Origin of the sequence: Sphingobium sp. (genome assembly GCF_041987595.1) — a bacterium.
Taxonomy (GTDB): Bacteria; Pseudomonadota; Alphaproteobacteria; order Sphingomonadales; family Sphingomonadaceae; genus Sphingobium.
This window is the reverse complement of sequence record NZ_JBHIWJ010000001.1, coordinates 98,619-118,626: the sequence shown is the minus strand read 5'-3', so window position 1 is coordinate 118,626 and position 20,008 is coordinate 98,619. Positions and strand designations below refer to the sequence as shown.

At 63.8% G+C, this 20,008-nt stretch carries 21 protein-coding genes; 16 read left to right on the top strand and 5 right to left on the bottom strand.

Going from position 1 to position 20,008, the window contains the following annotated elements:
* Window positions 1-5: 5 nt before the first annotated feature.
* Together ACFC3J_RS00465 and ACFC3J_RS00460 are read right to left on the bottom strand one after the other, a co-directional pair.
* Window positions 6-500 (bottom strand): VOC family protein, encoded by a 495-nt coding sequence (locus ACFC3J_RS00465; protein ID WP_375194245.1) that lies wholly within the window; start codon window positions 498-500, stop codon window positions 6-8.
* The gene (locus tag ACFC3J_RS00460) at window positions 497-967 is read right to left on the bottom strand and encodes a nuclear transport factor 2 family protein (protein ID WP_375194244.1); all 471 of its coding nucleotides are present in this window, start codon (window positions 965-967) and stop codon (window positions 497-499) included. Before ACFC3J_RS00460 ends, ACFC3J_RS00465 begins: the two co-directional genes overlap by 4 nt.
* Before the next feature lie 141 nt (window positions 968-1,108).
* On the opposite strand from ACFC3J_RS00460, the gene ACFC3J_RS00455 reads away from it, so the two are divergent.
* Window positions 1,109-1,855: an SDR family NAD(P)-dependent oxidoreductase gene (locus ACFC3J_RS00455; protein WP_375194243.1), complete on the top strand. Its 747-nt coding sequence runs from the start codon at window positions 1,109-1,111 to the stop codon at window positions 1,853-1,855.
* A gap of 131 nt (window positions 1,856-1,986) precedes the next feature.
* On the opposite strand, the gene ACFC3J_RS00450 is transcribed toward ACFC3J_RS00455, so the two are convergent.
* A complete protein-coding gene (locus ACFC3J_RS00450) occupies window positions 1,987-4,527 on the bottom strand; it encodes a TonB-dependent receptor domain-containing protein (RefSeq protein WP_375194242.1) in 2,541 nt (846 codons plus the stop codon).
* A gap of 525 nt (window positions 4,528-5,052) precedes the next feature.
* Here ACFC3J_RS00450 and ACFC3J_RS00445 point away from each other — a divergent pair.
* Both ACFC3J_RS00445 and ACFC3J_RS00440 read left to right on the top strand, forming a co-directional pair.
* A complete protein-coding gene (locus ACFC3J_RS00445) occupies window positions 5,053-6,228 on the top strand; it encodes a sulfotransferase (protein ID WP_375194241.1) in 1,176 nt (391 codons plus the stop codon).
* 1 nt (window position 6,229) lies between these two features.
* The gene (locus tag ACFC3J_RS00440; protein WP_375194240.1) at window positions 6,230-7,177 is read left to right on the top strand and encodes a haloalkane dehalogenase; all 948 of its coding nucleotides are present in this window, start codon (window positions 6,230-6,232) and stop codon (window positions 7,175-7,177) included.
* A 60-nt stretch (window positions 7,178-7,237) separates the two neighbouring features.
* On the opposite strand, the gene ACFC3J_RS00435 is transcribed toward ACFC3J_RS00440, so the two are convergent.
* Window positions 7,238-8,125 carry a helix-turn-helix domain-containing protein gene (locus ACFC3J_RS00435; protein ID WP_375194239.1) on the bottom strand — a complete coding sequence of 296 codons (888 nt, stop codon included), beginning with the start codon at window positions 8,123-8,125 and terminating at the stop codon, window positions 7,238-7,240.
* Window positions 8,126-8,220: 95 nt separating this feature from the next.
* On the opposite strand from ACFC3J_RS00435, the gene ACFC3J_RS00430 reads away from it, so the two are divergent.
* The 12 genes from ACFC3J_RS00430 to ACFC3J_RS00375 all read left to right on the top strand — a co-directional run bounded on the left by ACFC3J_RS00430 (window position 8,221) and on the right by ACFC3J_RS00375 (window position 18,374).
* A complete protein-coding gene (locus ACFC3J_RS00430; protein ID WP_375194238.1) occupies window positions 8,221-9,261 on the top strand; it encodes a zinc-binding dehydrogenase in 1,041 nt (346 codons plus the stop codon).
* A complete protein-coding gene (locus tag ACFC3J_RS00425; protein WP_375194237.1) occupies window positions 9,258-10,517 on the top strand; it encodes a sulfotransferase in 1,260 nt (419 codons plus the stop codon). The genes ACFC3J_RS00430 and ACFC3J_RS00425 overlap by 4 nt, the downstream gene beginning before the upstream one ends.
* 1 nt (window position 10,518) lies before the next feature.
* Window positions 10,519-11,751 carry a DUF1214 domain-containing protein gene (locus ACFC3J_RS00420; RefSeq protein WP_375194236.1) on the top strand — a complete coding sequence of 411 codons (1,233 nt, stop codon included), beginning with the start codon at window positions 10,519-10,521 and terminating at the stop codon, window positions 11,749-11,751.
* Between the two features lie 5 nt (window positions 11,752-11,756).
* Window positions 11,757-12,170, top strand: a complete 414-nt coding sequence (locus ACFC3J_RS00415) for a VOC family protein (RefSeq protein WP_375194235.1) — start codon at window positions 11,757-11,759, stop codon at window positions 12,168-12,170.
* A complete protein-coding gene (locus tag ACFC3J_RS00410; RefSeq protein WP_375194234.1) occupies window positions 12,170-13,024 on the top strand; it encodes a sugar phosphate isomerase/epimerase family protein in 855 nt (284 codons plus the stop codon). The genes ACFC3J_RS00415 and ACFC3J_RS00410 overlap by 1 nt, the downstream gene beginning before the upstream one ends.
* On the top strand, window positions 13,021-14,148 hold the full coding sequence (locus ACFC3J_RS00405; protein ID WP_375194233.1) for a Gfo/Idh/MocA family protein: 1,128 nt from the start codon (window positions 13,021-13,023) through the stop codon (window positions 14,146-14,148). Before ACFC3J_RS00410 ends, ACFC3J_RS00405 begins: the two co-directional genes overlap by 4 nt.
* Window positions 14,145-14,897: an SDR family NAD(P)-dependent oxidoreductase gene (locus ACFC3J_RS00400; protein WP_375194232.1), complete on the top strand. Its 753-nt coding sequence runs from the start codon at window positions 14,145-14,147 to the stop codon at window positions 14,895-14,897. The genes ACFC3J_RS00405 and ACFC3J_RS00400 overlap by 4 nt, the downstream gene beginning before the upstream one ends.
* Window positions 14,897-15,322: a lipocalin-like domain-containing protein gene (locus ACFC3J_RS00395; RefSeq protein ID WP_375194231.1), complete on the top strand. Its 426-nt coding sequence runs from the start codon at window positions 14,897-14,899 to the stop codon at window positions 15,320-15,322. The genes ACFC3J_RS00400 and ACFC3J_RS00395 overlap by 1 nt, the downstream gene beginning before the upstream one ends.
* Before the next feature lie 4 nt (window positions 15,323-15,326).
* Entirely contained in the window at window positions 15,327-15,773 is a 447-nt protein-coding gene (locus tag ACFC3J_RS00390; RefSeq protein ID WP_375194230.1) for a nuclear transport factor 2 family protein, read from the top strand.
* A 24-nt stretch (window positions 15,774-15,797) separates the two neighbouring features.
* Window positions 15,798-16,226, top strand: coding sequence for a nuclear transport factor 2 family protein (locus tag ACFC3J_RS00385; RefSeq protein WP_375194229.1), 429 nt, complete (start codon window positions 15,798-15,800; stop codon window positions 16,224-16,226).
* 24 nt (window positions 16,227-16,250) lie between these two features.
* The gene (locus ACFC3J_RS00380; protein WP_375194228.1) at window positions 16,251-17,015 is read left to right on the top strand and encodes an SDR family oxidoreductase; all 765 of its coding nucleotides are present in this window, start codon (window positions 16,251-16,253) and stop codon (window positions 17,013-17,015) included.
* 138 nt (window positions 17,016-17,153) lie between these two features.
* The gene (locus ACFC3J_RS00375; RefSeq protein ID WP_375194227.1) at window positions 17,154-18,374 is read left to right on the top strand and encodes an amidohydrolase family protein; all 1,221 of its coding nucleotides are present in this window, start codon (window positions 17,154-17,156) and stop codon (window positions 18,372-18,374) included.
* A 3-nt stretch (window positions 18,375-18,377) separates the two neighbouring features.
* Here ACFC3J_RS00375 and ACFC3J_RS00370 read toward each other — a convergent pair whose 3' ends face one another.
* On the bottom strand, window positions 18,378-19,082 hold the full coding sequence (locus ACFC3J_RS00370; protein WP_375194226.1) for an aspartate/glutamate racemase family protein: 705 nt from the start codon (window positions 19,080-19,082) through the stop codon (window positions 18,378-18,380).
* 108 nt (window positions 19,083-19,190) lie between these two features.
* Here ACFC3J_RS00370 and ACFC3J_RS00365 point away from each other — a divergent pair, with 108 nt between their 5' ends.
* Window positions 19,191-19,991 (top strand): SDR family NAD(P)-dependent oxidoreductase, encoded by an 801-nt coding sequence (locus ACFC3J_RS00365; protein WP_375194225.1) that lies wholly within the window; start codon window positions 19,191-19,193, stop codon window positions 19,989-19,991.
* Window positions 19,992-20,008 lie beyond the last annotated feature (17 nt).

The window sequence follows — 20,008 nt, the reverse complement described above, 5'->3', positions numbered from 1 at the left end:
ATCCCTCACTCCTCTTTTGCTGGCCATGGGCCCGTCGGGTCCGGCCTTCGTTCCTCGGTATAGCCCGGCCAGCCGCTCTTGATCTGGACCAGTTCGATGCGCGTGCCGTCCGGATCGGCGCAGAACATGAGGTCTCCGTACCCAAGATCGCTGCGGGTCACGTCCAGCCGGGTGCCGCCAAAGGCCGCGATCCGATCTGCCACCCCCTCCAGATCGTCCACCACAAAGCACAGATGCGCCCGGCCCGGCAGGTTCGCCGGGCGGGGATCGGCGGCGCCCGCAGGCGGCCGGTCCACGACGCTCCACAATTCCATGCGCAGCCCTTCAGGATGACGCACGAACTGCGTGCGCACCGTCGCGCCCGGCATTTCCAGCAGCGGCCCCGGTGCATCGGTGCTGCCACCCTCCTGCGCCTCGAACCCCAGCCCTTCGACATAGAAACGCGTCGCAAGTGACAGGTCGGCGACGTAGATGCCGAAATGGGGAAAGCTTTTGATCATAAGGCCGTCACTTCGGCGATCGACGGTATTTCCGGCATGGCAGGCACATTATGGGCATAGCCCATCTCCTCATAACGCTCGGCGATGCGCCAGCCCTTCTCCGTGCGGATCAGATGATCGCGATACCACAGGCCAATGAAGAACACCTGTTCTTCGCCGTCATCCTTCTTGTAGACCATAGGGTTGAACAGCACCGTCCGGCTGCGCGCCCTGTCGCCGTCCAGATCCAATTTGGTCGTCGCGACCATATGCTGGTATCGGGGAAAACGCTCCATCGCGACCGGCAACCAGGCCTTGATCTGCGCCACGCTGCCCTTCGCGCCTCCCGTCTCGCTATAATCGATGACTGCATCGGGCGTAAACACGTCGTCCAGTGCGTCCCAATCCCTTTCGTCAATCGCATAGCTGTAGCGCGACAGAAGATCCTGGATCTCCAGCCGATCGGAAATTTCCTGAAGGGACAGCATCAGGCATCCTCCTCCTTAAGCGGCCCGATCACGGAGCCGATTCGATTCGCGCTTATAATTGTTTTGCGCCAATCAGCCTTGAAATGCGTAATTATATGACGCATCCATTGATGACAACAGCCAATATTGAGGAGAGGAAGGATGCGGTTGCAGGGCAAGGTCGCGGTCGTCAGCGGCGCGGCTTCGGGGATCGGCAGGGCAGTGGCGAAAAAGCTGGCCGCTGAAGGCGCCAGGGTCGTGATAGGCGACCGGAACCTGACGGGGGTGGAGGAAACCGCCAGCCTCATCGGCGAGGCAGCGACCGCCGTTGCACTGGATGTGTCGGACGAAACATCGGCGCAGGCGATCATCGATCAGGCAGTCGGCCTGCATGGCGGCCTCGACATTCTCTGCAACATTGCCGGCGTGCTGGACTTCGGGCGGTTTGAGGATGTCGACCGCGGCCGCTGGGACCGGGTGATCTCCGTCAATCTCACCGGCGTCTATCACATGTGCCACGCGGCCATGCCGCATCTGGTCGGCCGCCGTGGCAATATCGTCAACATGGCGTCGGCAGCGGGGCTGGTAGGCGTACCCTATAATGCCGCCTATTCGGCATCCAAACATGGCGTCGTAGGCCTGACCCGCGCGCTGGCCCTGGAATTTTCCAAGGAAGGCGTGCGCGTCAACGCGGTCTGCCCCGGCGGCGTAAAAACACCGATGTTGCAGCAGGCGCCGCCGGAAAATATCGACTGGACGATGGTGATGCGCTCGGCGTCCTGGCTGGACGGCGGCGAAATGGCTGATCCGGAGGATATTGCCGACACCGTCGCCTTTCTGGCCTCGTCCGAAGCGCGGCGGATCACCGGCGCAGCCTTTGCCGTCGATGGCGGACAGACTGCGGGCTAGAACCACCGCACGAAGATTGAAAAGGGGCCGGAGGCTTGCCCAAGCCTCCGGCCCCTTTTCGTGATCTGAGCGTCATCCCAGCCGGAGCCTTATGGGCACCCCGGCCGGGTCATGAGGCCCGGTTCCCCCCGTTATTCGGCGCCGAAGTGATATTTCACACGGACCCCATACATGCGCGGTTCACCGTAGATCGTCGCCCAATAAAGCAGGCCACCATTTTGGTAGACGTCCGAGTTGCTGGTCCGATAGAGCTTGTTAGCCAGATTGGTGCCGAACAGACCGACGTCAAAGGCGCTGCCCATTACGTTCCTCCAATCGAGCGACGCGCTGAGCGTACCATAAGCACCCAGTACGGCGCCGGGCTGGGACGACGGCAACTGGACGGCTTCCGTGTTCTGGGATGAGGTGTGCGAATAGTTGACGAACAAGCTCAACGTACCGGCATCCTTGCCCAGCGGTTGTTCTGCCGCTGCGTGGACGCTCCAGATCCAGGGCGCCAGATATTGAAGCTTCAGGCACGATGAATCCGCGGTTCCAAGAAAGGGCACAAAGCCATTGCAGGCTTCCTGACCGAAAGCATTGTTCACCGTATACTGATATTTCTTGTATTTCGCATCGGTGTAGCTGAGGTTGCCGCCGATCTCCAATCCCTGGAAGGGACGGATGGACGCCTCGACCTCCACACCGCGGATACGGGCATCAGCGTTGAGCGTGCGCGCCCCGCCCGCAAAGGTGACGGGGTTGAGGTCGCCCGTGGCCCGCTGAATACCCTTGTAGTCCAGCGTATAGAGGGCGGTATTGAGCCGAACCGGCATCGAACCCAGATGGAAGTCGGACTTCATGCCGATTTCATAGGATGTGACATGTTCCGGATCGAAGGTCCGCGTATTGGTGAAAACGGCATATTGGTTGAAGCCGCCTGCCTTGTAGCCCCGGCTGACCTTGCCATAGAGCAGGATGGCCGGAGTTACCTTATAGTCCAGGCCAACGACCCAGGATGGTGCCTTGGTTCTCAATGAGGCGGAGAACTGGCAGTCAGCCGCCGCCGTAGCAAAGGAGACCGTGGAATTGTCCGCACCGCAGGTCGCAAGCGTGGGATTCGCCGTCTGCTGGCTATACTGGGTGGCAAAACCAGAGATATGATCCCAGGTGTAACGATAGCCAGCCGTCAGCTTGAGCTTGTCGAGCGCAGGGGTCAGAAGTCCAAGATCAAGCGTGGCCTGGGCATAGACCGCCTTTGATACGGTGCTGGTGCCATATCGGGCATAGCTGGCGCCGCAGAAGCCCGTAAAGGCTGCCGGGCAGTAGACCACGGCACGCGACCCCTGTGGGCCGTCCGGTTTTTGTTCATAATAGAAGCCGCCCACGGTCCAGACCAGCTTGCTGTCCATCATGTCGCCCTGTATCTGCAGTTCTTCGGTAAACTGCCGCAGGTCGTCGCGAGGCAATTCGGTCGCCAGTGTCGCATTGAAATAATTAATCGGAAAGGGCGATGTCACGACACCGGGTCCCGGCAACACGCCTGGATCCACGTCATGCTGCTGCAATACGCTCGCATCGCCGTCATAACGATAGCGGATACGCAGCTTTTGATAGCTGAGGATGTTGCGCAACTTGAGTTCGTCGCTCAGTTCCAGGTCAGTCGTATTGGAGATGCCCCAGCTGATCGTCTGCTGGAACACATCGGTCGAAAAGGCCGTCTGGCGCGGACCAAGCGCATCGGACCGAGCGGTGACCCCGCGATACACATCGCAAGGCACGTCGATGCCGGATGACACCTCGCCCGGATCGGTACAAAAACCGACCAATTTCAGACCATTAATGTTGAAACCCTTGTTGACAAGGCCCGTGCCATTATTGTCCGACTTGGAATAATACGCCATTGTATAGTTTTCGAGCGCGTCGGTCGGCTTCAATGTCAGGCCAACCCTCCCTGAGAACCAGTGTTCGTTGTCACGGTCCTTGTTGAAGGTCACGTCACGCGTGAAGCCGTCACGGTCATGATAGGCGCCCGCGACACGCAACAGCACCTTGTCATTGACGATCGGCAGGTTGACCGCGCCCTCGATATAGTTGCGGTCATAATTGCCATATTCGCCCTTGATCCAGCCGCCAAAATCATTGGTCGGCTTCTTGGGCACGAGCAGGACGGCACCGCCCGTCGTATTGCGACCAAACAGCGTGCCCTGCGGACCGGACAGGACCTGCAGATTTTCAAGGTCGACGAAATTACCCGGACCACCCTGCTGACTGAGCGTAATCGCTGCAGGCAGCGGCACTTCGCCCAGATAGACGACCACGCCCGGCGACGCCTGGAACGTGGCACCCTGGCCACGGATGGTAAAGGATTGGCTGTCGCGCGATCCCTGCCCATTCTGGCCGACGACAAGCGACGGAACGCTCGCCGCCAGATCCTGTTCTTTGGCAATGCCCTGCTGCTCCAGCCGCTGGGGCGACAGCGCCGTGATCGAAATGGGTACGTCCTGTCCGCGCTCTGCGCGCCGGTTAGCAGTGACGATGATCTCGGCCATGCCCACCTGGCCGACCTGATCAGCACCCTGCTCGGCCGTCTGCGCGGCGGCGAGCGCCGGAAACAGCAATGTCGAAGGGGCAACGCTGGCCAGCAGCCCGATACAGCGCCGTCTGGAAATCCGCGAAACGCAAGAATTCATGTCTCTCTCCCAATATATCCGGCCTTATGCCGACCGGAATCTTGTATGTCCTCATGGGACCATTGCGGAGAGGATTGCCCCGAAAGGCGCAATGCTCGCGTCGTTTGCCGATCGTTGTCAGCCTTGGGCATTGCGAATGCCTCCACCCTCTCCACTTTTTTATTTTATATGCAGCTTCCAGGCTTGTCCGGAATTTACCCCCGGAATCCGGTCTATCCGCCACCGTTAGACAATGCCGCATTTGCGTATTTGTGTCAAAGCCGTTTTTGCGCTCATCGGCATAAAATGGGGAATAATCCAATAATCCATTGCCTTTTACAGAGCAAATGAGCTATCCGTTTACGCAATTGATCGGAAGTGCCGCGGGCGTCAGACCGCGCCATGCCAAGTGCGCCGAAGCCGCTGTAAAGACTTCGGAAAAAAGAGCTGGAGAGATGTGTTGAGACTGACACCCTGCCTGTCCGCGAACGGTGCGCTCCTGCCGGTCATGAACGATGTTCCGGCCTTTCAGACAGAGTGAGTTTCATGGCGTCCCAAACTGACCAGATTGCTTCCCCGTCCCTCGATCGCGACACACTGCTGGATCTGGCGCGCGACAGAGCGCAGCTGACCGATTTCGGCGATATCTGGTTCCTTGAACCCATGGACCAGTTCATCGCCGCCTCCAACCGGGAAGGCCGTCTGACCCCCGCCGGTCATGCCTCCACCACGGAAGTCATCGTCAAGGGCCTCGTCAGCCGGCTGCGCATGGTCGAAGACATCAAGCGCCACCCCGAAATACTGGACGAAAAGGTGGAGGTCGCGGGCATCATCCTGGGTCTGCCGCGCACCGGCAGCACCATTTTCCAGCGCCTGCTCGCCAGCGCGCCCGGCATGACCGGCCTACGCTGGTATGAGGCGCAGAATTTCGCTCCCTTCCCCGGCGAAGAACGCGGAAATCCCAGCGAGCGCCGCGCCTATGCTCAGGCGATGATCGACGGCTGGCTGCAACTGGCGCCCGAACTGGCGTCGATCCACCCGCTCGAACCCGACGCGCCCGACGAGGAAATCCTCGTTCTTGGCCAGATGTTCGTCAGCACGATGATCGAGGGCATGAATTTCGTGCCTTCATTCGCCCGCTGGCTGAACGACTATGACCAGTCGAAGGGGCATGAGGACCTCAGGACCATCCTCCAATATCTTCAGTGGCAGGACCCGACGCGCCGGGGCGCCAAATGGATTCTCAAGAGTCCCTCAAACCTGCCCTATACCGAGGTCGCCGCGAAAGCCTTCCCCGACGCACTGCTCATCATGACGCACCGCGACCCGCTGCAGACCGTGCCGTCCTATGTCTCGATGCAGGCGGCGCTCTACAAACTCAGCGCGACGCTGACTGACAGGGAAGTGGGCGAATTCTGGTTCCCGCGCCTGGTCGAATGGATGCGCCTGTTCGAAGGCGCGCGCGAGCGCATCGGCGAACATCGCTTCATCGACATCGACTATCGCGAAGTGGGCAAAGACCCGATGACCCAGGCGGAACGCGTCCTCTCCCGCGTCGGCATTCCCGTCGACGAGCGGCTGGAGGCGGTGCTGGGCGAGTTCCTGGCCGGCAACAAGCGCGAACAGCGACCCATGCATGATTATTCGCTGGAACGCTTCGGGCTGGACGAAGAGGCGATCAAGCGTGAATTCGCTGCCTATCGCGAACGCTACATCCTGTAGGATGGAGATACGTCCCGGCATCCTGCGCACGCCCGATCACTGCTTTGCAGGACTGCCGGGCTATGACTTCCCGCCCCATTATGTGGAGATTGCCGATCCGCAGCTCGGGGCGTTGCGGATGCACTATATCGATGAGGGAGACCCCGCCGCGCCCGTCGTGCTGATGCTGCACGGCAATCCGACCTGGAGCTATCTCTACCGTCACATGATCGGGCCGGTCGTCTCCGCAGGCTATCGCGTGATCGCGCCCGACATGATCGGTTTCGGCAGGTCGGACAAGCCCGCCAGCCGCACGGACTATGGCTTCGACCGCTTCGTCGCGTGGATGCAGGCCTTTGTGGAAACGGTCGACCTGCAAGGGGCCACATTGGTCTGTCAGGACTGGGGCGGTCCCATCGGTCTGCGCGTCGTCGCGCAAAGTCCGGATCGTTTCGCCGCCATCCTCGCCACCAACACCCTGCTCCAGAATTGCGATCCGCCGCCGCTGGGCGTGCCCGGCTGGCCGGGCGAAGCCATCGCTGCATGGGTCGAAACTTGCCGCACGGCGGAAGACTTGCCGCTCGACCTGCTGGTCGGACGCGCCTGCGCAACCGACGTGGCCGAAGCGGTGCTGGCCGCCTATGCCGCACCCTTTCCCGACGCACGCTACAAGAAGGGGATGTTGCAGATCACCTGCGGCATCCCGATCGCGGAGGGCGCCGAAGGACTGGAAGCAAATCGCGCCGCCTGGCGCTTTCTTGAAACGTGGGACAAGCCCTTCCTCACCGCCTTCAGCGACCAGGACCCCGCCACCATCGCCTGGGAAGAGGTTTTCCAGCGCCGCATCCCCGGCGCGCAGGGCCAGCCCCATGCCCGCATCGCGGGCGGCGGCCATTTCGTGCAGGAAGACCGGGGGGCCGCACTGGCAGAAGTGCTGATCGCCTTCCTGAACGCCAACCGCAGGCTCTAGTTTTCCTTTATCGCATGGCTTTTGGTGCAAAACCGGTTCCCGCCTTTTGCGCACGATACTCTAGTGAAATGCCTGCCGATATTGGCGCGGCGTCAGGCCCGTCGACCGGCGAAAGGCAGCACTGAACGCGCTGGCCGTGGCGAAGCCCAGTGTCTGCGCGATCAGGTTCATCGGCATGGCCCCGGCCCGGATCATGTCCTGCGCCCGCTCCAGCCGGATGAGGGCGGCATGGTCGGACAGCGCCGTCCCCGTCGTCGCCGCGAAGGAGCGCGACAGATGGGACCGGCTGATGCCGCACAGCGCCGCAAGATCCTGAGTCGTAGGCCAATCACCCTCGCTCGACCGCAGCCGCTCCTCGATCCGCGCCAATTGCCAGGGGGCGAGACCGCCCTGCCCCTCCTCCCGCTGCGGCACCCCGCGGAAGATCCGGCCCAGATCGACCATCAACAGGTCGACCAGCGCGTCGATCACCACGGCGGACCCGAAGGCGGGCGCCTGCACCTCCTGCTTCAGCCGTTCCGCGAGAGTCAGGATTGCCGTCGACGTGATCGCAGCGCAGCGGCTGAGCCGCCGCGCATCCCATTCCGCCAGACCCGTCGTCGCCGCAAAGCGCACCGGATCGAACCGGCAGGTCAATATGTCCAGCACCCCGCCATCGCCCCGCGAATGCATCGCGATTCCAGCGGGGCGCAGCATCAGGCGGCCAACGCGATGCCGCTGCCGCTTGCCCATGTCGAACATGATCTCGCCCCGCGTTCCTTCCGCGCGCGGCATGACGATGGAGAGAATCGGCGCGTCATCCAGCTCCCACATCTCGTTGGGCGTTGGCAGCTCATAACGGCGCAACTCTATCCGCGCCGCCGAGCCGTCCGCCACCGCCAGCACCGTCCAGGGCTTGGGATCGGCGGGGCGAGAGGCGCGCAGATCTATGGGCGAATTATGAGTCACAGGAAAACGATAATCTCACATGTTCGATAGAACAACTGCTGGCAATGCGTAGCTCGTGATGCCATCTTCAACGCAACGATAAAAGGAGCGGAGAGATGAACGGCACGATGCGGCTCGCCCGCGTGCATGGTCCCGGCGACGTCCGGCTGGATGAGGTGGACCTGCCCCGTCCCGGCCCCGGCGAAGTGCTGGTCCGGGTAGGCGCATGCGGCATCTGCGGCAGCGACCTCAGCTATATCCGGCAGGGCGGCCTTGGCGGCATCGAACCGCTGAAGGCGCCACTCCCCATCGGCCATGAGTTTGCCGGAACCGTCGCTGCCATTGGCACCGATGTCGAAGGTATCAGCACCGGCATGCGGGTCGCGGTCAATCCCGACCATGGCTACATCGGCGGCGGCGGGCCGGATGGGGCAATGGCGCCCTTCATCCGGGTGAGCGGTGCGCGGATCGGCGAAACCCTCTTTCCGCTGCCCGACCATGTCGGCTTCGACAGGGCAGCGCTGGCGGAACCTCTGTCGGTCGGCCTCCATGCGCTGAAACTCATGCAGGTCCAGCCGCAGGACAGGGTCGCCATTCTTGGCGCCGGCCCGATCGGCCTTTGCGCCGTCGCCATGCTGCGCCATCTGGGCGTGCGCGACGTGGCGATATTCGACCGGGTGGAGAGCCGTCTGGAACGCGCCCGCGCCCTGGGCGCCACCCTCGCCTGCAACGTTACTCATGAAAGCATGACCGATGCACTCAGCCGCAACCATGGCCATGGCGAACGCTTCGGCTCCCCCACTGTCGGCACCGACGTCTTCATTGACGCCGCCGGCGCGCCCGCCGCGCTGACGGAGGCGTTCGGCGTCGCCAAATATCGGGCCCGCATCGCCATTGTCGCCCTCTACAAGAAGCCCTGTCCCATCGACCTATGGCGCATGATGGCGAATGAAATCCACATGTGCGGCTCCATCGCCGTCGACCGCGCCGCCGAATTTGGCGAGGCGCTGGAGATGATCGCAGGCGGCCGGCAGGACCTGACGCCGCTCATCAGCCACCATTTCGACTTCGGCGATTTTCACGAAGCGCTGTCGGTCGCGGCTGACGCCGCTCATTCCGCCAAGGTCATGCTGACTTTCGAAAGGCAAACGGCATGACCGCGCCGCAGGACATCATCATCGACGATCTGGCGGAGCCGCGCCTCACCCCCGCGATCATCGCCGCGCGACAGGGGCCGGCCGATTTCGACGAACATATGGGCGTGGGCGCGATCCTCGCCCGCGCCAGCGATCTCACCGGCGGCCTTACCGATTTTGGCGAGGACACCGGCTTTCGCGAGCGGCTGGCCGTCGTGCTGCAATCGCTGGCAGAGGATGGGGGGCTGACCCGCGGCGGTCGCATCACCATCATCGACCATGCGATCCGGGTGATGGCGAACCGCCTGCGGATCGAGGATCTGGTGAAGCGCCACCCAGAAATCCTCGACATTCCCATCGCAAAGCCGCTGATCATCGCGGGGCTGCCCCGTTCCGGCACCACCCATCTTGTCAACTGGCTGGCGCGCGACACGCGGCTGCGCTCGCTCACCCTCTGGGAGTCGGAGGAACCGGTCCCCTCCGCTCCGCCCCCGCCGCCGGGCCAGCCCGATCCTCGCGAACAGCGCTCCGCCGAATTCTGGGCTCATTTCGAATCCATGCTCCCTCATATGGCGGCGATGCACGGCATGGAGGCCAGTTCGATCCATGAGGATAATGAGCTGCTCTACATGGACGTAAATTGCTACAGCTGGGAGTTCCAGACGCGCATCCCCCGCTGGATCGACCATTATTTCGCGCACGACCGCACACAGAGCTATCTCTACGAGAAGAAGGTGCTTCAGGTGCTGACCTGGTATCGCGGCCCCAATCGCTGGGTCCTGAAATCGCCGCAGCATATGGAGAATCTTGGCGCTCTGAAGGCCGCCTTCCCCGACGCCACGCTGGTCATCACCCATCGCGATCCCGTCGCGGTGCTGCGATCGCTGACCACCATGCTCGGTTACAGCGACCGCATCCGGCGCGATCCGACCGACCCGCCGGGCCTCGCCCGCCACTGGATCGACCGCATCGACCGGCTTCTGCACGCCTGCATCGACCAGCGGCATGTCTGGGGTCCGGACCAGTCGATCGACATATTGTTCCACGACTATATGGCCGATCAGGAAGGGATGATGCGCAAGGTCTACGACCTTGCCGGCCTGCCCCTGACGCAAGAGGCCGAAGCCGCGCTGCTCGGCTATCTCAGCGACAATCCGCGCCATGCGCAGGGCCGCGTACTCTATGATCTGGAAGGTGTTTTCGGCGTCGACGTCCCCGCCCTGCGCGAACGCTTCGCTTATTATTACGACCGCTTCCCCGTCAGGCAGGAGAATTGACATGAACGCTGGCGACAAATCCGCGGAGCGCCTGCTTTCCGGCGCCGCATGGGAGGATTTCTGCGAAACGCTGAAGGTGGCGGGCCGCATGATCGACCGCTTCGGCGACCAGCCCTCGGACCTCGATCGGGCCGAATGGTATCGCTTCCTCTCGCGTCTCACCCGCTCAAGCCTTGAGCGGCTGGTCGAAAATGCCGAACCGACCCGGCCCCGCCTGCGCGACATGGTCTGGCGGCAGTCGATCAATTTCCAGACGGTCGATCAGGACCATCTGATGTGCCAGTTCGACGAGGCGCGCGACTATCGCATCACCGGCACGCGGGGGACGATCCCTTATTTCGTCCTCGCGCTGCTGACCGCGCCCGCCCCCGTCGATCCGGGCGCGCAGGACTGGGCGCCGCTGGGCGTCGATGGCCTGACTGGCTTCGACCCCTCCAACCTCAAGACCACTGCCTTCCTCGCCAGCCAGCAACTGACGATCGCGGAGGACGGCACCTTCGAGATCATCCTGTCGCAAAACGACCCCGGCCCCGGCAAGAACTGGCTGAAGCTCAACCCGGACAGCAATTGCATCCTGATCCGTCTGGTCTGGAGCGACCGCGCCAGCCAGACCGCGCCGGCCATGACCATCGAGCGCATGGACGGCGCCGCCCCCGAACCCCTCACCCCCGCGCTGATGGCGAACAATCTCGCCTGGGCGGCACAGGGCGTGCTGGGTTATGCCGAGCTGGTCCGCAACTGGTGGCAGGGCAATCAGGGCAATTTCTCGGCCAATCTCAACCGGCTCGATTTCAGCCGCGCCCAATATCTCTCCAATGGCGGGGTGCCGGATCGCCATGTCGCCTTTGGCGGCTGGGAAAAGCGGCCGGATGAAGCGCTGGTGCTGGAATTCACCCCGCCGCCGTGCGAATATTGGAACTTCCAGATCTGCAACATCTGGCAGGAAAATCTGGACACGTTCGAGGACGGCAACGGCTGGGTGAACAATTACCGCCATGTCGCCGAACCCGACGGCCGCGTCCGCATCGTGATCGCGGAGAAGGACCCCGGCGCGGGCGGCAATTGGGTCAACAGCTTCGGCCATGACAAGGGCCAATGGGGCCTGCGCTTCGTCCAGACGCAGGTGACGCCCGCGGTCAAGCTCTGGCGCCTGCCCCTCGCCCGGCTGGAAAGCGAAGGCGCCGCCGCGCTCGATCCCGCGCAAGCAACTGACACTGGCCAGTTCGTGGATTGACCGCCATGCCCGTTCGCACACTCGACCATGTCAACATCCGCACGCCCGACGTTCCCGGAACCGCAGCCTTTTTCCGCGATCTGCTGGGGCTGAAGGCGCGCTCTGCGCCGGGCGCGGCGACCATGGATCAGGGCTGTTGGATGCACGATCCGGCGGGGCACCCGATCATCCATATCGGCCCCGTCGACGCAGTCTATCCCAGCGACGACAGCTTTCCCTTCACGCCCGCGCGCGGCAGCGCCGCCCTGCATCATGTCGCGCTGGAGTGCGACGACCTGCCCGACATGCTGGAACGGCTCGCCCGCACGGGCCGCCTCTTCGTGCGCAAGGATTATCCGCCCGCCAGCCTGACGCAGATTTTCGTCGAAGAGGTGAACGGCATCCTCCTCGAACTCAATTTCCGCATGGGGGCACAGTGATGCTCGGCACCGGCCTCATCCTTTCCGGCCCGCCCTTCATCCATGTGCCGTTGCTGGACCGGCTTGCCCCTGCGCGCGAGGCGGGTTTCAGCGGCATCTCCCTGATGCCCGGCGACATCTGGTCGCTGGAGAGGGAAGGCATGACCGCCGCCGAAATCCGCAGCCGGATAACAGATCAGGGCCTCAGCCTGGAAGAGGTGGATTGCACCGCCTGCTGGCTCCCGTCCCACCGCAGCGCGGGCGACGACATCCCCATGGCCTCTCTGCTCCGTTCGTTGACGCCCGAGCGCGTCATCGAAACCGCCGCCCGCATCGGCGCGCCCTCGGTCACGGCGGTCGAGATGATGGGCATCGCCCCCTCGCTCGACGAAGCGGCGGAAGCCTTTGCTTATCTCTGCGATCTCGCCGCGCCGCACGGGCTGAAGGTGCATATCGAATTCCTGCCCTTTGGCGGCATCCCGGACCTCGCCAGCGCCTGGGCCATCGTGCAGGCGGCGGCCCGTCCCAATGGTGGGCTGACGGTGGACAGCTGGCATTTCTTCCGCAGCGGATCGTCCTTCGACCTGCTCGCCGCCATTCCGGGCGCCTATATCCACACCGTCCAGATCAACGACGCGCCCGCACAACCGGGCGAAGACCTGATGCAGGAAACCATGACCGGGCGGTTATTGCCGGGCGAAGGCAGTTTCGACCTTCCCCGCTTCATCCGCACGTTGGACGCGACCGGCTGCACCGCGCCGGTCTCGGTCGAAATCTTCTCCAGCGGGATCGCATCCAGACCCATGGCAGAGGCCATCCGGCACTGGCCCGGCGCGGCCCATGCCGTCATCCAAAAAGCAAGGAACGGAAAATGAGCAAGGAAGGGCAAGCGCTGGGCGCCGTCGTGGTGGGAACGGGCTTTGGCCTGTTCACCCATGTCCGGGCGCTCCGCGACGCAGGGATAGAGGTGCGCGCCATCGTCGGCCGCGACCGCGAACGCACCGCCCAGCGCGCCGCGCCGCTCGGCATCCCCCTGGCGTCCGACGATCTGGAGCAGGTGCTGGCCGATGATCCGGCCATCCGCCTCGTCACTGTCGCCACCCCGCCCCACGCCCACTACCGGCCGGTAATGCAGGCGATCGCCGCAGGCCGCGCCGTCATGTGCGAAAAGCCCTTCGCAAAGGACCTGCCGCGGGCCCGCGAGATGCTGGCCGCCGCCGAAGAAGCGGGCGTCGTCCATGCGCTGGGCGCCGAATTCCGCTTCGACAGCGCCCAGGCATTGCTGCGCCGGGTGGTGAACGAGGGCATGATCGGCGATCCGCTGATGTTCAGCCGCCTCTACCAGCAGCCCGGCAGCGGCGATGACGAGCCGCTGGCCGACTGGTGGACCGACGCAGCGCAGGGCGGCGGCTTCCTCGGCGCGTTCGGCACGCACATGATCGATCAGGTGCTCTCCACTATCGGCCCGATCAAGGCGGTGAGCGCGATCCTGCGCAAGCTGTCGACCAACCGCCCCGCCATGACCTCCGACGATTATTATAATGTCCAGTTCGTGACGGAAAATGGCTGCCGCGGCGTGATCGAGGCGGCGATGACCTTTCCCGGCCCCTTCGTCATGGCGACCAAGATCGCGGGCACGAAGGGCGCGGCCTGGATCCAGTCCGGCGCGGCCTTCGGCGATCCGGAAGAAGTGTGGGTCAAGAATGGGGACGGCACGCGCCAGATCCCCATGCCCTCCGAACTGGTGAACCCCGCGCCTGAGCCTTTCGGCATCGCCGAACTGATCCAGACCGAAATGGACCGCTGGCACACGCAGGGCTTCGACGTCGCCCCTTATGCCAAGCTGTTTGGGCAGATGAAGGCGAGGATCGAAGGCCATGCCCCGCCCCTGCCCGATCCTGGCGGCGACTTCCGCGACGCGGCGGCGGGGCAGGCGGTGCTGGACGCCGCCCGCAAGTCCGCTGCCGAAGGCCGATGGGTCGAGGTGGAGGCGGTATGACCGGCATCACGCATGACTATAGGGGCGTCCATGTCCTCGTCACCGGCGGCACCAGCGGCATCGGCGCCGCCACCGCCGCCGCCTATCGCGAAGCGGGCGCGAATGTCACCATCACCGGCACGCGCCCCGGCGCTGCCGATTATGACACCGACCTGTCGGGCTATCGCTATCTCAGCATGGACATAGAGGATGGCGCCAGCATAGACGCGGTGGCCGCCGCCCTGCCCCGGCTCGACATCCTCATCAACAATGCGGGCATGGCGCTCCCCAGCATCGGCCTAGACGAATATGAGCCGGACATTTTCGCCCGCGCCGTCAACATGCTGCTGGTCGGCGCTTTCCGCATGGCCCGCCGCACCGCCGATCTGCTGGCGCAAAGCCGGATCGAGGGTGGGGCATCGATCATCGGCATTGCGTCGATGAGCAGCTTCTTCGGCATCCCGATCGTGCCCGGCTATGGCGCGGCCAAGACCGGCCTCCTTGGCCTGACCCGCACGCTGGCGGTCGAATGGGGACCGCGCAACATTCGCGTCAACGCCGTCGCCGCCGGTCTCACCCGCAGCCATATGACGGCAGGCACCTTCGCGCAGGAGGACTGGACGGCGCCGACCCTCGCCCGCACGCCGCTCGGCCGGCTGGGCGAGCCGAAGGACATAGCCGGAGCGATCCTCTTCCTCACCAGCCCCGCCGCCGCATGGATCACCGGCCAGACGCTGGCGGTCGACGGCGGCTATACGGTATCGGGCTGATGCGCGATCCGGTCGAACAGTTTGTCGGCGCGTGGCAACTCGTGCTCTGGACCACGCACCGCGCCGACGGGACGGAAATCTTCCCCTTCGGCCGCGATGCGCTGGGTCAGATACTGTATAGCGCCGACGGGCATATGAGCTGCCATCTGATGATGGCGAACCGCCCTCCACTGGGCGCGCCCAGCATCTACGACGTGGACGATGCCACGCTGGGACAGGCGATCCGCGCCTATAGCGGCTATTTCGGCCGCTACAGCGTCGACGCGCAGGCGGGCATCGTCACCCACCATGTCGACGGCGCATGGTATCCCGACTGGATCGGGTCGATCCAGCCCCGCCGCTTCCGGTTCGAGGGCGATCGGCTGTTCCTGGAAGCGGAAGTCGGCGCCGACCTCATCCGCATCAAATGGCGCCGCAAGGGATAGAAAGATGGACAATAGCGCTGAAATGCTGACGATCGAGGCCATCAAATCGCTCAAGGCCCGCTATTTCCGCACCATGGACGGAAAGGACTGGACGGGCCTCGCGGAGATTTTCGCGCCCGATCTGATCGCCGATTTCCGGGAGGCCACGCCCGAGCGGAATGAGGCCATGCTGATCCACGGCGCAGAGCCTTATCTGGCGATGCTGGCGCCGATGCTCGACGCGGTCGTCACCGTGCATCATGGCCATATGCCCGAAATCCATGTCGAGGATGCCGATCATGCCAGCGGCATCTGGGCGATGGAGGACTGGCTCTGGCCGGGTGAGGGTTCTGCCCTGCCCTTCCGCTGGCTGCACGGCTGGGGCCATTATCATGAACGCTACCGCCGCATCGACGGCACATGGCGCATCGCATCGATCCGCCTGACCCGGCTGCGGGTTGAACAGGGCTGACCCCGGCATGAAAGACATAACCCCATGAGCATCGAAACCGTGCTGGCCCATTATGAAATCGGGCGCGAACTGACCCGCTTCGCCCGCGCCATGGACGATCGCGACTGGGGAGTGCTGAAGGCGATCCTGACCGACGATGCCATCGCCGATCTCGGCACCGGCACGATTACGGGGAGCGACGCGATCATCACGCTGATCCGCCGCTATCTCGACGCCTGCGGCACGACCCAGCATCTGCTCGGCAATCTGGTCGTCGATGTCGATGGCGACCTTGCGACCAGCCGCTGCTATGTCAGCGACATGCATTTGGGCAGCGACGACGCGCCGGAACCCAATTTCCGCTCGCTGGGCGATTATCACGACCGCTGGCGACGGATCGAGGGGCGCTGGCGGCTGGCCGAACGACGCAAGCTCAATCGCGCACTGATCGGATCAATGGCCGTCTTCGGCTGATTTTTTTTGGAAAGAGAGGATTATATGAGCCGCATTACCGTGATTACCGGCGCCGCATCCGGCATCGGCGCCGCTACCGTCGAAAGGCTGAAGCAGGCCGGCCAGCAGGTCATCGGCGTCGACCTGCGCAACGCGGATATCGAGGCGGATCTGGGCACCGCAGCGGGCCGCGCCCACATGGTGGCGGAGGTTGCGCGCCTTGCCCCCAACGGCATCGATGCCGTGTTGGCCGGCGCGGGCATTTCGCGGGGGGACATGCCGCGCGAAACCGTCGCCATCAATTATTTCGGCGCGGTCGCCACGCTGGAGGGACTGCGGCCGATGATGGCGAAATCGCCCCGCCCCCGCGCCGTCGCCATCTGCTCTACCGCCGCTTTCCTGCCGTCAAACCGCGAGGTCGTGGACCTCTGCCTCGCAGGCGATGAGGCAGGCGCGCTCGACGCCATCGCCGCCGATCCGCAAAGCTCCTACGCCACGTCGAAGAACGCCCTGTCGCGTTGGCTGCGCCGCACCGCCATCAGCGCCGAATGGGCGGGCGCAGGCATCCTGCTGAACGGGATCGGACCGGGTGTCGTCACCACGCCGATGACCGCCCCGCTGCTGGAGCAACCCGACATGGTCAAGCTGATCGGGCAGAGCAACCCGATCGCGGTCAAGGATTATGCGGGGCCAGCGGAGATCGCCGAACTGATCGATTTCCTACTCGGCATGGAAAATCACTATCTGCTGGGCCAGATCATCTTCATCGACGGCGGCAGCGACGCAATCCTGCGGCCCGAACTGGTCTGACATCGGCACTTTTTCCGCATTGGCGGAAGACGAGGCATGTTTTCCCGCGCATGATAAGATGCGCCGGACGGAAAGAAAGGAGCCAGCCTGCCCCGCCAGAAGGACAGGCTGGCGCGACCATCAGCAAGGAGAGCAGAAATGAGCCTGATCATCGACATCGACGCGCATTTCGAACCGGGACCGGAATGGTTGACCAACTATCCGGATCTCGCGAAACGCCTGCCCGAACTGGACGGCGGCGCGCTGGCGGTGAAGGTGATCTGCGGCGATCTGGTCCGCTCCATTCCCGAAGACCGACGCCCCTCCATGGCCGAACTGACGCCGCCCGGCCTGCTGACCCTGTTCGCGCAGGAAAAGGCCGACGAAAAGGGCCGCCGGGCCGAATTCGAAGGGAAGAACCAGATGGAGGTCGCCAACACCAAAGCGCGCCTCAAATGGATGGACGATCAGGGCATCGCGCTCCAAAATGTGATCTGCCTGTCGGGCATCACCTATCAGACGTTCATCGACGATATCGGTCTGCGGCAGGAAACCATTCGCACCGCCAATGACTGGCTGGCCGACACCTGCGACGAGGGCGGCGGGCGGCTGCTCCCGGTCACGGCGCTCGACTATGAGGATCTCGACTGGGCCATCGCGGAACTTCAGCGGATGCGGCGGCGCGGCAGCCGCATCGTGCTGATCCCCGGCGCGCCGGTCGCGGGCAAGTCGATCGTCCATCCCGACTGGGACCGTTTCTGGCAGGCGGTGACCGACAATGGCATGATGGCCATGCTTCACACCGGGTTTGAACGCATGGCCTTCGATCCGGGCTGGTCCAACATGGCGGCCGATCCGACGCTGCTGCGCCAGTTCGGAGGCGGCTTTCGTCATGTGACGGCGATGATGAACATCAACGCCATGGTGTTTTCCGGCCTGTTCGAACGCCATCCGACGCTGACCGTGACCTTCGCCGAACTGGGCGTGGGCTGGCTGCCCTTCGTCCTCAACGACATTGACGAGCGGGCGACGCCTACCGCCGAACTGTTCCTGGGCCAGTGGAAATATCCAATGAAGCCCAGCGACTATATCCGCCGCAACGTGCGCGGCACGCCGCTGGACTGCGGCAGCGACAATCCGCTGGAGCGGATTATGGAGCAATTGCCGGAAGACATGCTGATGTTCTCCTCCGACTTCCCGCATTTTGAGGGGTTCGGCGATCCGGTGGGCCATTATGGCGCCTTTTTCGCCCGTCATGCCGACCGGCTGCCGCAGCATCGCCGCGACCTGTTCATGAGCGGCAATGTGCTGTCGGTCTATGACCGCATGGGCGATCCGCTGGTCATTCCCGGCGTGGTGCAGGAACTGGCGGGGACCTGAACCCTAGCCCGCCTGCTCGACCAGCCGCCGCATCTTGCGCACCGCCATGTGCGGCGTGGTCAACACTGGCTCAAGGCGCCGCGCCGTCACGAGGGGCGCCGCCCGCGCCATGGAAAACTGGCCGATGACGACTACGTCGACCGGCGGCAGGCTTTCCGCTGCCTGAGCGCTCAACGCGTCATGCCGGTCGGCGTCACCGGCCTGCAAGGCCTCCAGCGCGCCGGTCGCGACAGCGGGAATGATCTCTGGATACTGCTGCCCGATCGCGTCGGCCATGGTCTGGATTTCGCCGGCCAGCGGCGCTACCGACCCTTCAAAGGTCAGCAACAGGCCGATCCGCCCGCCATTATCCTTGCCCCGGCAGATCGCCAGCGCCTCGTCGAACGCGCCCTCATTGGGGGTGATGACCGGGATGGAAAGGTCAGCCTTCACCTGTTCGATCGCGGGCCGGAAGGCGGAGCAGGTAAACAGCAGCCCGCGCGTCGGCGCCTCTCCGTCATTGGCGCTCGCGGCGTAGCGGCCCAGCGTCAGGAAACGATCGTAAATGGCGGGGCTGATTTCCCCGATGGTGGCGAAATCGCTGGCCAGCGAGTCGTCGATCAGGTTGAAGGCTCGCGCTTCCGGCCATTCGTCGCGCATCGCAGCCAGAGCAGGCCCCGGCGATTGCGCCAGTGCGCTGATCAGCATGATACGCGGCCCTGCACTCATCGCTTCATCCCCAATAATTTGCACATTTCGTTGTATTTAAGCCTTTACCGTGCAATCTGGCCCCCGCAAGCCCTAAACCGGCGGCCATAAAAATGCAGGAGGGCAGCTATGTTGAGACTGGACGGACGCGTCGCGATTGTCACGGGGTGCGGCTCCTTCGCACCCGGCTGGGGCAATGGCAAGGCGATTGCCACCCTGCTCGCGCGGCAGGGCGCGACAGTCTATGGCGTCGACCTCAGTCCGGAGGCCGCCCGCGCCACGCAGCAGATCGTGGAAAGCGAGGGCAACAGCATCCATGTGGCGGCCTGCGATGTGACAAGTTCGGCGGACATCGACGCGATGGTCGCCGATTGCGTGCAACGGTTCGGCCGCCTCGACATCCTCGTCAACAATGTCGGCCGCTCGGAACCCGGCAATCCCGAAACCATGGACGAGGCGGTGTGGAAGGCCCAACTGGACCTGAACCTCAGCAGCGCCTTCCTGACCGCGAAGGCCGCACTGCCGGTCATGGTGCAGCAGGGCGGCGGCGCCATCGTCAACATCTCCTCCATTGCGGGGATGCGCTGGGTCGGCAAGGATCAGGTGGCCTATGCCGCGGCGAAGGCAGGACTGGTTCAGTTTACCAAGGTCACCGCCGTCTCCTATGCCGACAAGGGGGTGCGGCTCAACTGCGTCATTCCCGGCCTGATGCTGACCCCGCTCGTCCAACGGCTCGCGGAGCGTTATAATCAGGGCGATTATGAAGGCATGGTCGCCAAACGCAACGCGCAGGTTCCGATGGGCCGCATGGGCGACGCATGGGACGTTGCCCATGCCGCGCTGTTCCTCTGCTCGGACGAGGCGCGCTACATTACCGGGACACAACTGGTGGTCGACGGTGGCATCACCGCCTTCACCGGCCATCCCTGACCGGCACGTCCTGCCCG